This is a genomic window from Halomonas sabkhae (genome assembly GCF_030409265.1).
In the GTDB taxonomy this organism is placed as follows: Bacteria; Pseudomonadota; Gammaproteobacteria; order Pseudomonadales; family Halomonadaceae; genus Halomonas; species Halomonas halmophila.
In genome coordinates, this window is the sequence record NZ_JAUFPM010000004.1 from 70421 (window position 1) to 84931 (window position 14511).

Below are 14511 nucleotides of genomic sequence, written 5' to 3' on the forward strand. Positions count from 1 at the left end.
CCTAGCGGAACAGCGCCAGGGCACGGCGTTCCAGCTCTTCCAGACTCTGCCTGAGTGCCGCTTCATCATCGAGAAACATGGCATGAATATACAGCACCCGGCGATCATCGGAGACATCCAGGCTCAGGGTCCCCGGCGTCAGGGAAATCAGGTTGGCCACGAAGGCAATCTCGAACTCCGTCCGGGCCTGGAGCGGCATGGCAATCACGCCAGGCTTCATGTACCAGGGTGGCGTGACGATATCGTAGGAGACCTTGAAGTTGGCCATGACCAGCTCCTTGACGAAGAAGCCGACGAAACGCACCAGCCGCGGCAAGCGTTGCGCATAGCCCGCCAGCGCCGGCACCTGGGGCTGAATCAGGGCCAGTACCAGATAGCTGAAGACCAGGCCTGCCAGGAGGTTGCCACCGCTGAAGTCCCCGGTCAGCACCACCCAGGCGATGCCCAGCAACAGATGCCAGGCCGCACCGATCATGAACCACCTCCCGCTTCACCGAGGACCGCCTCGATATAGTGCTCGGGTGCCAGCAACTGGGCTGCCGAGGCCTCGGCCAGTGCATGAATGGGCCCGGCATTGAGGCCGATGAACAGGGTGCACAACGCCAGGCCCAGCGCGGGTGCGGCCATCAACCACAGCTCGCGGCGTGCCGGCGGTTGGCGATCGTCGCTTTCCCCTTCCTCGGGAAGCGGCTTCCAGAACACCTCGGACCAGATCTTGATCATCGAGTAGAGCGTCAGCAGCCCCACCAGCAAGGCGACGAAGGTCACCCCATAGGCCTCGGCCTCGATGCCGGCGCGAATCACGATGAACTTGGCAAAGAAGCCGGAGAGCGGCGGCATGCCGGCCAGCGACAGCGCCGGGATCAGGAACAGGATGGCCAGCCAGGGATGCTCGCGGTAGAGCCCGCCCAGGCGCTTCAACTGATAGCTGCCGAGCAGCCGGTGCACGATGCCACTCACCAGGAAGAGGTTGGTCTTCACCAGGATATGGTGAATGATATAGAAGACCCCACCGATGATCGCCAGCGGCGTGAACAGCGCCAGCCCCAGCATCATGTAGCCGATCTGGCTGACGATGTGAAACGACAGGATGCGCCGGAACTCATGTTGCGCCGCCGCTCCCAGCACACCGCACAGCATGGTCAGCCCCGCCCCCCACAGCAGGATCTCGTGGGTATAGCCGGGACTGTGGTGGAAGATCAGGGTGAAGACCCGGTACAGCGCATAGACCCCGACCTTGGTCAGCAGGCCGGCAAACAGCGCCGATACCGCCACCGGCGGCGTGTGATAGGAGGCCGGCAGCCAGAAGAACAACGGAAAGGCCGCCGCCTTGATGCCGAAGGCGACCATGAACATCATCGCCAGGGCATCGACCAGTCGCCGATCCTCGAGTCGGGCCAGGCGCTGGGCGATGTCGGCCATGTTGAGCGAGCCCACCAGGCTGTACAGCAGGCCGACCGCCACCAGGAACAATACCGACGATACCAGATTGAGGGTGACGTACTTGATGGCCCCCTCCATCTGCGCTTTCTCGCTGCCCAGGATCAGCAGCGCGAAGGACGCCACCAGCATGACCTCGAACCACACATAGAGGTTGAAGATATCCCCGGTCAGGAAGGCACCAGCCACACCGGCCAGCAGCAGATGCATCAGCGGGAAGTAACCGAAGGCCTCATGCCCCCGGCCGGTGGTCGCCAGTGAGTAAATGGCCACCGCCAGCCCGATGATGCCGGTCAGCACGACCATGATGGCACCCAGCACATCCGCCACCAGGCTGATGCCGAAGGGGGCCTGCCAGCCGCCCACCTGCAGCACCTGTATGCCATCTCGACTCACCAGCCCCAGCAGGCTCACGCCACTGACCAGCAGCCCCAGCGTGCCGAGCACGGCGATCCAGCGCTGCATCCGCCGCGAACGCCACAGCACCAGCGACAGAGTGCCCGACAACAGCGGCAACACGATGGGCAGAACGAGGGCCGGGTTCACGTATCGGTATCCTTCATCCGGTTCAGGTCATCGGTTCGCACGATTTCCCAGGCGCGACGCACCAGCACCACGGCGAAGGACAGCACGCCGAAGGCGATGACAATGGCCGTCAACACCAGCGCCTGGGGCAGCGGGTCGGCCACCGGGCCCGCCGGCGCCGACATTCCCTCCGGCACCAGGGGCGGCGCACCGCGCGTCAGCCCGGCCATGGTAAAGATCAGCAGGTTGGCGGCGTTGGACAGCAACATCAGACCGATCACCAGCTTGACGATGGAGCGGCGCAGCATCATGTAGATCGCCGTGGCGAAGAGCACACCGATGGCTACGGCCAGAACGGCTTCCATGAGGCCTCCTCAGTCACTTGAATCCTGCGCCAGGGCGGTATCCGCCAGCGCCGTGATCGCCGTGAGGACGGAGCCCACCACGGCCAGATAGACACCGATATCGAAGACCAGCGGAGTGGAAGCCTTGAAGTCGATGACGGGCAACGTCCACCACTGCGCCGTGAAGAAGGCCTCGCCAAACCACCAGGCCGGCAGTGTCGACAGCACGCCCAGCAAGAGACCGACGGCCACCAGGTCGCGCGGCGACACCTTGAGCATGGCGCTCAGCGCCTGCCGGCCATAGGCGAAGAAGTACAGGGCGAAGGCCCCCGACGCCACCAGACCGGCGATGAAGCCACCCCCCGGCTCATCATGCCCCCTCAGCAGCAGGAACAGGGAGAACAACAATTGCAGGGGCAGCAGCAGGCGGGCCGCCACGCTGAGAATCAGGGTACCGGATCTAACCATGAGAACGCTCTCCCGTCGTCATCCGCTCGCGGCTCGCCACGTCGTCATCGGCGTGAAAACGTAGCATCGCCTGCACGCCGATGGCCGCCAGCGCCAGCACGAACATTTCGCCCAGCGTATCCAGCGCCCGGAAGTCCACCAGGATGACATTGACGATGTTGTGCCCATGCCCCAGCGGCTGACTGTTGGCCACCATGTAGTCGGAGATGCGCGGCAGGGCATCCGCCGTCAGCACCGACAGCATGAACAGGGCCATCAGCAGCCCGAAACTGCCCGCCACGAGCACATCCCGCCAGCGCTCCACGGGCGTCGACAGCCGCGTGAAACGCGGCAGGCGGAAGAGCACCAGCACCAGCAGCACCACGGTCAGGGTTTCCACCAGCAACTGGGTGATCGCCAGATCGGGGGCACTGAACAGCACGAATGTCAGGGCGATACAGAAGCCCATGATGCCCACCGCCGCCACGGCGGCCAGTCGCGAGCGCATCAGGCAGGCGGTCAGGGCCGCCGCCGCCATCAATCCCGCCACGACGACCTCATGGAAATAGGCATCGACTCCGACATCGATCACGAAGCGGTGACGCAGGAACAGCGCATGCCCCACCAGGCCCATCAGCACCAGCAGGGTCATGGCCAGGTAATGGCGCACATGCCCATTCTGCAGCCAGCGCGTCTGCCATTCGGCCAGCTTCACCAGGCCGGCCATGAGCCTCTCGTAGCCCCACTCGGGGCCATGCCGCATGACAGGGTCGAACCGTGCCAGTGCGTGTCGCACACGCCCCCAGCAAAAGAACACCAGGGTGCCGAGCACCAGGCTCACCAGCGACAGGCCCAGGGCCGGATTCAGGCCATGCCACAACGCCAGATGGACGCCGGGTTCCGACACGCCCAGGCCACTGACGGTGACGGCGACCAGGCCGTCGAGCAGCCCGGGCAGCAGGCCGAACAGCAGCGACAGCCCGGCCAGCAGGGCCGGGCCGACGAGCATGCCGAGTGGCGCTTCATGCGGCGTCACCGGCGTGTCACGCACGGGCCCGAAGAAGGGCCTCAAGGCAACAATGGCCGCCACCGCCAGCGTCAAGAAGGCGCCAGTGAAGGCCAGCGCCAGCACCAGCCCGCCATACGGCAGCGCGCCGAGCAGCGACGTCAGCATCAGTTCCTTGCCGACGAAGCCCAGCAAGGGCGGCAGCCCCGCCAGCGACAGGGCGGCCACACAGGCCACGGCGGCGGTGCGCGGCATGGCACTGCGCAAGCCGCCCATGGCAGTGACGTCCTTGGTGCCGGTGGCATGATCGAGAATGCCGGCCACCATGAACAGCGCCCCCTTGTACAGGGAGTGGGCCAGCAGGAAGACCACGAAGGCCACCAGCGCATCCCGCGTGCCGATGCCCAGCAACATGGTCAGGGTACCCAGGGCCATGACCGTCGAGTAGGCCAGCAGCTTCTTGACATGCGTCTCGCGAATGGCCAGCAAGGCGCCCGTCGCCATGGTCAGGGCGCCGACCAGCGAGAGCGTCATCTCCCACAGAAGGGTGTCGCCGAGCGCCGGGTGCAGGCGCGCCAGCAGGTAGACGCCGGCCTTGACCATGGTCGCCGAGTGCAGGTACGCCGAGACCGGTGTCGGCGCCGCCATGGCATTGGGCAGCCAGAAGTGGAAGGGAAACTGCGCCGACTTGGTGAAGGCGCCGAGCAGCACGCAGATCAGGATGGGGGTATAGAGCTCATGGCCGACGAGCTGCTCACCGCTCTGGGTCAGCGCGGCCAGCGACCAGCTGCCGCCGGCCTGGGCCAGCATGACCAGGCCCGCCAACAGTGCCAGTCCACCCCCGACGGTGACGAACAGGCCTTGCTGGGCCGAGCGGCGTGCCACCGGATCCTGATGATGAAAGCCGATCAGCAGGTAGGAGGTGATGCTGGTCAGCTCCCAGAAGACGAACAGGGTGACCAGGTTGTCGGCCAGCACCAGCCCCAGCATCGAGGTCATGAAGGCGCTGATGATGACCAGGAAACGCGGCAGGTCGCGCTCGCCCTTCAGGTATTCCCCGGTATAGACCAGCACCAGGGCGCCGACCACACTGATCAGCATGGCGAAGAGCCAGGCCAGGCCATCGAGGTAGAAGTTCAGGGAAATGTCCAGGGCCGGGACCCAGGCCCACTCCAGCAGGACGGGCTCCCCGCCCAGCACGACGGGCCACTGCAGGACCAGCCAGCCGGCGATGAACATCGGCCACAATGCCATCATCAGCGGCGTGTACCGACCCAGCCATCGATGTAGCCAGGGCGCCATGCACGCCAGGCCAAACCCTGTCAGTATCGCCAGCTGCATGCAGCCTCCTCGAGCGCATGGCTCAACCGTAAGCTCGCTACTTTATAGAGCGGACAAAGCCATACGCAAGTCAAGGGGACAAGACGCGTCCATTTTGGTTAGAGTAGGACGCAAATGCCATTGATGGGCCTGTATTCCCACGCATGGACGCTCAGCACAAGCGCCACCGTTGATCGTTCACGCCGGTTGCAGCACCCTTGGCCTCACGCAAACGCGCAGGATGACCGATCGATGACATTGCTCTGGATAGCACTGCTCCCGCTTCTCGGCGTGCTGGTGCCGGCGCTCGGCGCTCGGCTCGAGCGCCGCTACTGTTCCCTGGCGACAGCACTCCTTCCGGCCATTGCCTTGTTGCTGACGTTCACCCAGCTTCCCGCCCTGGCCGATGGCGAGACACTGCGCTTCGCCGTCGACTGGATACCCGCCCTGGGACTTGACCTGGCCTTCAGGCTGGATGGCCTCTCGGTGCTCTTCAACCTGTTGATCCTGGGCATCGGGCTGTTGATCGTGCTGTATGCCCATTACTACCTGGACGCCGACGAGCCGTACGGGCGCTTCTATGCCTACCTGATCCTCTTCATGGCCTCCATGGTGGGCATCGCCATGGCCGACAACCTGCTGTTGCTGTGGATGTTCTGGGAGCTGACCAGCCTTTCGTCCTTCCTGTTGATCGGCTACTGGTCCCATCGCAGCGATGCCCGCAAGGGCGCACGCATGGCCCTGGCGGTGACCGGTGCCGGTGGCCTGGCCCTACTCGCCGGCCTGCTGCTGGTCGGCAACATGGTCGGCAGTTTCGACATGAACCAAGTACTGGCCAGCAGCGATGTCATCCTGGCCCATGAACACTATCCCCTGGCGCTGGGGCTGATCCTGCTGGGCGCCTTCGCCAAGTCGGCGCAGTTCCCCTTCCACTTCTGGCTGCCCCACGCCATGGCGGCACCCACGCCGGTCTCGGCGTACCTGCATTCGGCCACCATGGTCAAGGCCGGCCTGCTGCTGATGGCGCGCCTGCATCCGGCGATCGCCGGCAGCGAACTGTGGACCCTGGTGGTCACCCTGGTGGGCATGATCACGCTGGTCTACGGCGCCTGGTTTGCCCTGATCAAGACCGACCTCAAGGGCATCCTGGCGTTTTCCACCATCAGTCACCTGGGCCTGATCACCGCCCTGCTGGGCATCGGTACGCCCATGGCGGTGCTGGCCGCGATGTTCCACATCCTCAACCACGCCACCTTCAAGGCGGCCCTGTTCATGACCGCCGGCATCATCGACCACGAGACCGGCACACGCGAGCTGTCGCGACTCGGCGGACTGCGCCGCGCCATGCCCATCACCGCCCTGCTGGCCTCGATCACCGGCGCCGCCATGGCCGGCGTGCCCTTGCTCAACGGCTTCATCTCCAAGGAGATGTTCTTCACCAGCGCCACCAAGGCCGACATGCTGGGCGGTATCAGCTGGCTCCTGCCGGTACTGGCCACCCTGGGAGGCATCCTCTCGGTGGCCTACTCGCTGCGCCTGGTGCACGCCGTCTTCTTCAAGCCGGCCCGCGAGGCGCCGCCCAGTTCGCCCCACGAACCGCCCCGGCTGATGCGTGCCCCGGTGGAACTGCTGGCGGTGCTGTGCATCCTGGTGGGGCTACTGCCCTCCCCGTTGGCCGGGGGTCTCATGGACCTGGCCACCCGAGCCGTGCTCGGCGAGCCCATGGATTTTCACCTGGCCATCTGGCACGGCTTCAACCTGCCGCTGTTGATGAGCGTGGTCGCCCTGCTTGCCGGCATCGGCACCTACCTCGGGCATCGCCATCTGCGTCACTTCCTCAAGGGATTCAAGCCGGTGGATGCGCGCCTGGTCTTCGAAGGTGCCGTTCAGCACGTCGGGCGCCAGGCCGAGCGACTGCTCGCCTGGTTCGACAATGGCTCCCTGCAGCGCTACATGAGTCTGCTGCTGGTGACGGCCCTGATACTGGCCGGGCTGGGACTCTTCCGCATGCCCAGCCTGGCCGGCGACCAGCCCGGCAGCGAGCTCGATGGCGTCCTGATCACCGGCGCCGTGCTGCTGATGTTCAGCGGCATCGCCACGGTGGCCACGCATCGCTATCGTCTGATCTCGCTGTTGATGCTGTCGATGGTGGGGCTGCTGGTGTCGCTGACCTTCGCGCGCTTCTCCGCGCCGGACCTGGCCCTGACCCAGCTCTCGGTAGAAGTGGTGACCATGATCCTGCTGATGCTGGCACTCTTCTTCCTGCCCCAGAAGACGCCGCGCGAGTCCTCGATGCCGCGCAACCTGCGCGACAGTGCCCTGGCCGCCGCCCTGGGCACGATCGTCGCCAGCCTCAACTACGCCGTCCTGACCCGCGACAACGCCAGCATCTCGGGCTTCTTCATCGACAACAGCGTGCCCGGCGGCGGTGGCCACAACGTGGTCAACGTCATCCTGGTCGACTTCCGTGGCTTCGATACCCTGGGCGAGATCACCGTGCTGGCCATCGCCGGCCTGGCCATCTTCAAGCTGCTCAACCGGCTGCGCCTGTTCATGCCGCACAGTGACGTCGAGGGACGCCTGTGGTCACCGGATCGCTATCCGATGATCCTGACCACCATTTCGCAGGCCCTGCTGCCCCTGGCCCTGCTGGTCTCGGTGTTCATCTTCCTGCGCGGCCACAACTATCCGGGCGGCGGTTTCATTGCCGGCCTGATCACCGCCGTGGCGCTGATCCTGCTGTACATGGCGCGCGGCGTGGAATGGGCACAGTCGCGTCTCGACTTCCAGTACCAGCCGGTGGCCATCACCGGGGTGGGCATCGCCACCCTGACCGGGCTCGGCAGCTGGCTGTTCGGCTACCCCTTCCTGACGTCATCGTTCGGGCATTTCCACCTGCCGCTGATCGGTGACTTCGAGCTGGCCACGGCCATGATCTTCGACCTCGGCGTCTACCTGGCCGTGGTCGGCGCGACCCTGATGATCCTGGCCAACCTCGGCAAGCTGACCACGCCTCACCGGCCGAGCAAGCAAGGCGAATCCACGACCCCCAGCGAGGAGACGAGCTGATGGAAAGTCTGTATGCCATCACCACCGGCGTGCTCAGCGCCTGTGGCCTCTATCTGACGCTACGCGGCAGAACCTTTCCCGTGGTGGTCGGCCTGACCCTGCTGTCCTATGCGGTCAACCTCTTCCTGTTCTCCATGGGCGGGTTGACCACGGATGGCGCCGTGGTCCTCGACGGCGCAGGCGACTATGCCGACCCGCTGCCCCAGGCCCTGGTGCTCACCGCCATCGTCATCGGCTTCGCCATGACCGCCTTTGCCGTCATCCTGGCCATGCGGGCGCGTGGCGACATGGGCAATGACCATGTCGATGGCCGCACCAAAGAGGATTCAGAGGAGTCGCGTCGGTGATACAGCATCTGATTGTCCTGCCAGTCGTACTACCGCTCGTCATGGGCGTCGTGCTGCTGCTGACGCGCTTCGGCAGCACCGGCCTAAAGCGTGCCGCCAGTGTTGGGGCCACCCTGTTGCTGGTGCTCATCGCCTTGGCATTGCTGATCAAGGCATCCAGCGGCGAGATTGGCTACTACGCCCTGGGCGACTGGCAGCCGCCCTTCGGCATCGTGCTGGTCCTGGATCGCCTGTCGGCCCTGATGCTCATGCTGACCTCGGTGCTGGCCCTGGGCTGCGTGATCTTCGCCTGCGGCGGTGACGACGAGAAAGGCAGCAATTTCCACGGCCTTTTCCAGTTTCAGCTGATGGGCATCAATGGCGCTTTCCTGACCGGCGACCTCTTCAACCTCTTCGTGTTCTTCGAGGTGCTACTGCTGGCGTCCTATGCCCTGCTGCTGCATGGCGGCGGCAAGTCGCGCATCCATTCCGCGGTGCATTATGTGGTGCTCAACCTGGCCGGGTCGGCGCTCTTTCTCATCGCGGTCGGCGTGCTCTACGGCGCTACGGGAACCCTCAACATGGCCGACATGGCGGCCCGCCTGAGCGAGCTGCCGGCCGAGCGCAGCGGCCTGGTGACCGCCGGTGCCCTGCTGCTGCTCGTGGTCTTCGGCCTCAAGGCGGCCATCCTGCCGCTCTACTTCTGGCTGCCGCGTGCCTATGCCGCGGCACCGGCACCCGTGGCCGCCCTCTTTGCCATCATGACCAAGGTCGGCGTCTATGCCATCCTGCGTGTCTATTCGCTGGTCTTCGGCCAGAATGCCGGGGAACTGACCTCGCTCGATCAGCCCTGGGTCTGGTGGATGGCGCTGGCTACCCTGGTCGCGGCCACCGTGGGGGTGCTGGCGGCGCGCGACCTGCGCCTGCTGGTCGCCTATCTGGTACTCGTCTCCGCCGGTACCCTGCTGGCCGGTGTCGGCATGGACACCCCGGCCGCCACCGCCGGCCTGCTCTATTACCTGCTGCACACCACCCTGGTGACCGGCGGCCTCTTCCTGCTGGCCGACATGATCGGCCAGCAACGCGGCAAGGCCGGCACCCGGATTGTCAAGGGCCGCCCGATGACCCAGGGTGGCACCCTGGCCGGTCTCTTCTTCATCGCGGCGGCGGCGGTCGCCGGCCTGCCGCCCCTGTCCGGCGCCATCGGCAAGGCGCTGATGCTCGATGCCGCCGAGGCCGGGCAACGTATCTGGCTGTGGCCGATCCTGCTGATCAGCGGCCTGAGCGCCATCATCGCCCTGTCGCGCGCCGGCTCCACCCTCTTCTGGCGCAGTCAGAACGGCGAACGCGGCGGTACACGCCTGCCCCGCACCCAGTGGGCGGGGGTCTGGCTGTTGCTGGCCACCTCGCCGCTGATGGTGGCGCTGGCCGGGCCGGTCAGCGACTATACCCGGGCCACCGCCGAGCAGCTCGCCTCCCCTGATGCCCTGGTCAGTGCGCTGTTGTCCGAAAACGGAGATGCCCCATGATCAAGTCCCGACGCTGGCTCCCCGTCCCGCTCCTGTCGCTGTTGCTGCTCGCCGTCTGGCTGATGATGGTGCGCAGCCTGGCACCGGGCCATATTCTGCTGGGGAGCGTCCTGGCCGTGGTCATTCCGCTCGGCACCTACCGTTTCTGGGACGTTCAACCGAGCGTGCGTCGCCCCGGCCTGCTGGCTCGTTTCATCCTGCGTGTGCTGGGCGACATCATCACGGCCAACGTCCAGGTGGCCTGGCTGATCGTGAACCCCTGGCGGCGAACTCGGCCCCACTTCGTGGAATATCCCTTGATGCTGCAGGAACGTTTCACCATCACCCTGCTGGCCAACACCATCAGCCTGACGCCCGGCACGGTCTCGGCCAACCTGCGCATGGACGGCGAGACGCTGCTGATTCACGCCCTGGACGTCGACGATGACGAGGCGCTCATCGAACAGATTCGCGAACGCTACGAGCGCCCGCTCAAGGAGATCTACGAATGCTCGACATCGCGCTGAAGATCAGCCTGGCACTGGTGCTGGTTGCCATCGTGCTGAACACCTATCGTCTCTCGGTCGGCCCGGACATGCCGGACCGTATCCTGGCGCTGGACACCATGTACGTGAACTCCATCGCCCTGATCGTTCTGATGGGACTCTGGCTCAATACCAAGACCTACTTCGAGGCCGCGCTGCTGATCGCCATGCTCGGTTTCATCAGTACCGTGGCCGTGTGCAAGTACCTGTTGCGCGGCGACATCATCGAATAGCGGGAGCAGCCACCATGTCGATCTACGTCATCCTCGAAGGCGTGATTTCCTTCTTCCTGATCGCCGGCAGTGCCTTCATCTTCATCGGCTCGCTGGGCATGACCCACCTGCGCGATTTCTACATGCGTCTGCATGGCCCGACCAAGGCCACCACCATGGGCATCGGCTGCATCCTGACGGCCTCGATGCTGTACTTCGGCATCATCGACAGTTACCCGGTGATCCAGGAAATGCTGATCGCCCTCTTCCTGTTCATCACGGCACCGGTCAGTGCTCACCTGCTGGCCAAGACCGGCCTGCACCAGCAACTGCGGCGGGTGGAGAAGACCCAGGGGGAACCCGCCGAGCTGCGCGACGAGGAAGTCGGCAAGAAGCCCGTGCCCCATCACTCGGATGCCGGCCACGACTGAATGCGGCATGCCAAGGAAAAGGCGGGGCGCCGAGCGCCCCGCCTTTTTTGTACCGCCATGCGTGAGCTGGATTAGCCACGCCAAGGCACTCCCCCGGACTATAGCCAGCCCGCGAGCTCCTGCTCGGCAATCCGCGCCAACGCCCGGACGTGATCGTCACGCGCATTCAGGCAGGGCACATAGGTGAAGGTCTCGCCGCCGGCCTCCAGGAAGGCACCACGGATTTCCTCCTCGATTTCCTCCAGGGTTTCCACACAGTCGGCAGCAAAGGCCGGCGACACCACGGCCAGGTGCTTGATGCCCTGGCGGGCCAGCTCGGCGACATGTTCCACAGTGGCCGGCCCGACCCACTCCTCGGGCCCGAACTTCGACTGGAAGGTCGTGATTATGGCCTCGTCATCCAGTGGCAGACCGTCCCGCCCCAGCTGTTCCTTGAGGAGCCGCGTGGTCTTGCGGCAATGGCAGTAATAGGGATCGCCTTCGTCGAGGAAGCGTTTGGGCACGCCATGATAGGAGGCCACCAGGGCCTGGGGGGGCGTCTCGGCCGCCGCATAGGCCTCGCGCACCGAAGCACTCAGCGCCGCGAGATAGGCCAGATGCTCGAAATAGGCCGGCACGGTTCGCAGTGCCGGCTGCCACTTGAGCTTCATCAGGGTACGGAAAGCCTGATCATTGGCCGTGGCCGTGGTCGGTGAACCGTACTGAGGGTAAAGGGGGAAGAACAGAATCCGCTCGCAGCCCCTGGCATGCAGGTCTTTCAGCACACTCTCGGTCGAGGGGTTGCCATAGCGCATGCAGAAGGCCACCTCGAGGCGCTCGCCATGCTCGCGCTTGAGTTCGGCCGCCAGCTTCTCGGTCTGCTCGCGGGTGATGGTCAGCAGCGGACTCTCGTCATTGTCGCGATTCCAGATGCCGCGATAGGCCTTGCCGGAGGCGAAGGGGCGGCGGCTGAGGATCACCAGCTGCAGCAGGGGCTGCCATAACCAGGGCGAGTAATCGACGACCCGCCGGTCGGAGAGAAACTCACTGAGATAACGCCTAACCGACCAGTAGTCCGTCGCATCCGGGGTGCCCAGGTTGGCCAGCACCACGCCGACCTTGCCGCCGGGTGACGGAGGATGACCTTGCGGGAGATGTTCGGAAGAGGACGACGCGGAATCGGGCGTCATGACGCCTCCAATGCCTGAAAGAAGAGGCATCAGGGTACCATCGGCGGCAACAAGGCCGGAATAGCATTACACTATGCCCGACATCCTCTCGCCCTATGGAGTCGCATGCCACGCCCCCTGATACTGCTTGCCGGCGATCAGCTGACCGCGGACCTGGGCGTCCTGTCACAGGCCCCGAGTGACGCGGTCATTGCCCTGTGCGAGGTCGCCGGCGAGGGTCGCTATGTGCCCCATCATCCGCAGAAGATCGCCCTGATCTTCGCCGCCATGCGTCACTTTGCCGCACGGTTGCGCAAGCAGGGGTATCGAGTGCATTACAGCGCCCTGGATGACCCCGATAATACCCAGGCCCTGATACCCGAGGCCGAGCGCATTGCCGGCCTCTATCAATGCGACGAAATTCGCGTCACTCGGCCCGGCGAATGGCGACTCTGGGAGGCCATGCAGCAGCGTTCTACAGCCCCGCTGTCCTGGACAGTGTTCGAGGATGACCGTTTCTTCAGCACGCCCGAGGATTTCACCGACTGGGCCGCCGGACGCCAGTCGCTGCGCATGGAATACTTCTATCGGATGATGCGCAAGCGGACCGGTCTTCTCATGGAAGGCGCCGAACCGGCCGGCGGCAAGTGGAATTACGATGCCGACAATCGCGAGCCGCTCCCCGACCGGCTGGACCTGCCGAGCTCGCCCGAGCATCGACACGACGCCATGACGCAAGAGGTTCTAAGCCTTGTCGAGACGCACTTCGGCGAGCACTTCGGACGGCTCGAGGGCTTCCAGTGGCCGGTCACGCGGCATCAGGCCCTGACCGATTTGAGACACTTCATCGACAAGCTGCTGCCGGATTTCGGCCGTTACCAGGATGCCATCAGTGACGACCAGCCCTTCCTGTTCCATTCCCGCCTCTCCGCGTCCCTGAATATCGGCCTGCTCTCGCCGCGGGAAGTCTGCGAATCAGCCGAGGCGGCCTACTATCAGGGCACGGCCCCGCTGAATGCCGTCGAGGGCTTCATTCGGCAGATACTGGGCTGGCGTGAATATGTCAGAGGCCTCTACTGGACACGGATGCCGGCCTACAAGCAGGGCAACACCCTTCACGCCGAACGCGGCCTGCCGGATTTCTACTGGACGGGCGACACCGACATGCGCTGCCTGTCGCGTGCCATCCGGATGACCCATGACAACGCCTATGCCCACCACATCCAGCGGCTGATGGTCACCGGCAACTTCGCCCTGCTCTGCGGCGTTGCCCCCTCGGCATTATGCGACTGGTACCTGGCCGTATATGCCGATGCCTGCGAGTGGGTGGAGTTGCCCAATACCCTGGGCATGGTCCTGCATGCCGATGGCGGCCTGATGGGCTCCAAGCCCTACTGTGCCTCCGGCAAGTACATCAACCGCATGTCGGATCATTGCGCGCAATGCCGTTATGACCCCAGGCAGACAGTGGGCGAAGACGCCTGCCCGCTCAACAGCCTTTATTGGCATTTCCTGGAACGCAACCGCGATGCCCTGGCCGACAACCACCGCATGAAGCCGATCTACGGCAATCTGGCCAGAATGTCGGCCGACAGGCGGGCCGCCATCCGCGACCAGGCCGAACGCTTTCTCGAACACCTGACAACCGAACCCGCCTACGGGCAGGGAGAGCATCGCCACGCCTATGGCCCCGCATCATGACGGTCGGGTCGCGCAACGCAGGCCGCCCGCCTGGACCGGGGCAGCTCGTGGTGGCCGGAAAAGTTGTGTCGGGAAGGAATCGCTCGCCGGCGCCATGCGGCACTGGGAGTGAGAGGGGTCAGAGGCTGACGGGGATCTTGGCACCCAGCGGCTCGTGATAACGGGTGGTCAAGCCGGTCGCTTCCTGTTCCGAGACCTGCTCGACCAGGTAGACCCGATGCACGTCGGCACGCTTGAGCTCCAGGTAGACATCATCCAGCGAACGGAACAGCACCGGCTTGCCGGCACGCGTCAGCATGTGGCGCTGGCCCTCGATGTCCTCGAGTTCGACCTGATAGGAACGATTGCCGGCGTGTCCGATGACGCGGATTTCGAAGTTGTCGTGTTCGGCCACGAAGGCCTTTAAGTCATTGAGGTCCATCTGGCCCTCCCGGTGGTTCAGTGTCTTGGGCATCGGCAACAGACTGCCGGCAGATGATGACAGCAGTG

14 protein-coding genes are annotated in these 14511 nt (G+C 64.8%); 7 read left to right on the plus strand and 7 right to left on the minus strand.

Annotation, left to right across the window (positions count from 1 at the left end; genetic code table 11):
- Position 1: 1 nt before the first annotated feature.
- From QWY79_RS03115 to QWY79_RS03135, 5 genes are read right to left on the minus strand one after another with little or no spacing between them, the layout of a single operon-like run.
- The gene (locus QWY79_RS03115) at positions 2–475 is read right to left on the minus strand and encodes a Na+/H+ antiporter subunit E (protein ID WP_290269822.1); all 474 of its coding nucleotides are present in this window, start codon (positions 473–475) and stop codon (positions 2–4) included.
- Positions 472–1986, minus strand: coding sequence for a Na+/H+ antiporter subunit D (locus QWY79_RS03120; RefSeq protein ID WP_290269823.1), 1515 nt, complete (start codon positions 1984–1986; stop codon positions 472–474). The genes QWY79_RS03115 and QWY79_RS03120 overlap by 4 nt, the downstream gene beginning before the upstream one ends.
- Positions 1983–2330 carry a Na+/H+ antiporter subunit C gene (locus QWY79_RS03125; protein WP_290269826.1) on the minus strand — a complete coding sequence of 116 codons (348 nt, stop codon included), beginning with the start codon at positions 2328–2330 and terminating at the stop codon, positions 1983–1985. Before QWY79_RS03125 ends, QWY79_RS03120 begins: the two co-directional genes overlap by 4 nt.
- Before the next feature lie 9 nt (positions 2331–2339).
- Complete coding sequence (locus tag QWY79_RS03130; protein WP_290269829.1) at positions 2340–2777, minus strand: Na+/H+ antiporter subunit B; 438 nt, start codon at positions 2775–2777, stop codon at positions 2340–2342.
- Positions 2770–5103 (minus strand): putative monovalent cation/H+ antiporter subunit A, encoded by a 2334-nt coding sequence (locus QWY79_RS03135; RefSeq protein WP_290269831.1) that lies wholly within the window; start codon positions 5101–5103, stop codon positions 2770–2772. The genes QWY79_RS03130 and QWY79_RS03135 overlap by 8 nt, the downstream gene beginning before the upstream one ends.
- 231 nt (positions 5104–5334) lie before the next feature.
- Between QWY79_RS03135 and QWY79_RS03140 the strand changes: the two genes are divergently transcribed.
- From QWY79_RS03140 to QWY79_RS03165, 6 genes are read left to right on the plus strand one after another with little or no spacing between them, the layout of a single operon-like run.
- Positions 5335–8151 (plus strand): monovalent cation/H+ antiporter subunit A, encoded by a 2817-nt coding sequence (locus QWY79_RS03140; protein ID WP_290269833.1) that lies wholly within the window; start codon positions 5335–5337, stop codon positions 8149–8151.
- On the plus strand, positions 8151–8498 hold the full coding sequence (locus QWY79_RS03145; RefSeq protein ID WP_290269835.1) for a Na+/H+ antiporter subunit C: 348 nt from the start codon (positions 8151–8153) through the stop codon (positions 8496–8498). The genes QWY79_RS03140 and QWY79_RS03145 overlap by 1 nt, the downstream gene beginning before the upstream one ends.
- Positions 8495–10006, plus strand: a complete 1512-nt coding sequence (locus tag QWY79_RS03150; RefSeq protein ID WP_290269836.1) for a monovalent cation/H+ antiporter subunit D — start codon at positions 8495–8497, stop codon at positions 10004–10006. Before QWY79_RS03145 ends, QWY79_RS03150 begins: the two co-directional genes overlap by 4 nt.
- On the plus strand, positions 10003–10512 hold the full coding sequence (locus QWY79_RS03155) for a Na+/H+ antiporter subunit E (RefSeq protein ID WP_290269838.1): 510 nt from the start codon (positions 10003–10005) through the stop codon (positions 10510–10512). Before QWY79_RS03150 ends, QWY79_RS03155 begins: the two co-directional genes overlap by 4 nt.
- A complete protein-coding gene (locus tag QWY79_RS03160) occupies positions 10494–10763 on the plus strand; it encodes a K+/H+ antiporter subunit F (RefSeq protein ID WP_141317337.1) in 270 nt (89 codons plus the stop codon). Before QWY79_RS03155 ends, QWY79_RS03160 begins: the two co-directional genes overlap by 19 nt.
- A 14-nt stretch (positions 10764–10777) precedes the next feature.
- Complete coding sequence (locus QWY79_RS03165) at positions 10778–11173, plus strand: Na+/H+ antiporter subunit G (RefSeq protein WP_290269841.1); 396 nt, start codon at positions 10778–10780, stop codon at positions 11171–11173.
- Between the two features lie 98 nt (positions 11174–11271).
- Here the strand turns inward: QWY79_RS03165 and hemH are convergent, their stop codons facing one another.
- Positions 11272–12342: a ferrochelatase gene (gene hemH, locus QWY79_RS03170; RefSeq protein WP_290269844.1), complete on the minus strand. Its 1071-nt coding sequence runs from the start codon at positions 12340–12342 to the stop codon at positions 11272–11274.
- A 105-nt stretch (positions 12343–12447) separates the two neighbouring features.
- Between hemH and QWY79_RS03175 the strand changes: the two genes are divergently transcribed.
- Entirely contained in the window at positions 12448–14022 is a 1575-nt protein-coding gene (locus QWY79_RS03175) for a cryptochrome/photolyase family protein (RefSeq protein ID WP_290269846.1), read from the plus strand.
- Between the two features lie 118 nt (positions 14023–14140).
- Here QWY79_RS03175 and QWY79_RS03180 read toward each other — a convergent pair whose 3' ends face one another.
- Entirely contained in the window at positions 14141–14443 is a 303-nt protein-coding gene (locus QWY79_RS03180; RefSeq protein WP_290269848.1) for a DUF6482 family protein, read from the minus strand.
- Positions 14444–14511 lie beyond the last annotated feature (68 nt).

What these genes read in the sequence shown, in the direction of transcription:
- QWY79_RS03115 (WP_290269822.1), bottom strand. Translation starts at nt 475, where the DNA reads ATGATCGGTGCGGCCTGGCATCTGTTGCTGGGCATCGCCTGGGTGGTG.
- QWY79_RS03125 (WP_290269826.1), bottom strand. Translation starts at nt 2,330, where the DNA reads ATGGAAGCCGTTCTGGCCGTAGCCATCGGTGTGCTCTTCGCCACGGCG.
- QWY79_RS03130 (WP_290269829.1), bottom strand. Translation starts at nt 2,777, where the DNA reads ATGGTTAGATCCGGTACCCTGATTCTCAGCGTGGCGGCCCGCCTGCTG.
- QWY79_RS03135 (WP_290269831.1), bottom strand. Translation starts at nt 5,103, where the DNA reads ATGCAGCTGGCGATACTGACAGGGTTTGGCCTGGCGTGCATGGCGCCC.
- QWY79_RS03140 (WP_290269833.1), top strand. Translation starts at nt 5,335, where the DNA reads ATGACATTGCTCTGGATAGCACTGCTCCCGCTTCTCGGCGTGCTGGTG.
- QWY79_RS03145 (WP_290269835.1), top strand. Translation starts at nt 8,151, where the DNA reads ATGGAAAGTCTGTATGCCATCACCACCGGCGTGCTCAGCGCCTGTGGC.
- QWY79_RS03155 (WP_290269838.1), top strand. Translation starts at nt 10,003, where the DNA reads ATGATCAAGTCCCGACGCTGGCTCCCCGTCCCGCTCCTGTCGCTGTTG.
- QWY79_RS03160 (WP_141317337.1), top strand. Translation starts at nt 10,494, where the DNA reads ATGCTCGACATCGCGCTGAAGATCAGCCTGGCACTGGTGCTGGTTGCC.
- QWY79_RS03165 (WP_290269841.1), top strand. Translation starts at nt 10,778, where the DNA reads ATGTCGATCTACGTCATCCTCGAAGGCGTGATTTCCTTCTTCCTGATC.
- hemH (WP_290269844.1), bottom strand. Translation starts at nt 12,342, where the DNA reads ATGACGCCCGATTCCGCGTCGTCCTCTTCCGAACATCTCCCGCAAGGT.
- QWY79_RS03175 (WP_290269846.1), top strand. Translation starts at nt 12,448, where the DNA reads ATGCCACGCCCCCTGATACTGCTTGCCGGCGATCAGCTGACCGCGGAC.
- QWY79_RS03180 (WP_290269848.1), bottom strand. Translation starts at nt 14,443, where the DNA reads ATGGACCTCAATGACTTAAAGGCCTTCGTGGCCGAACACGACAACTTC.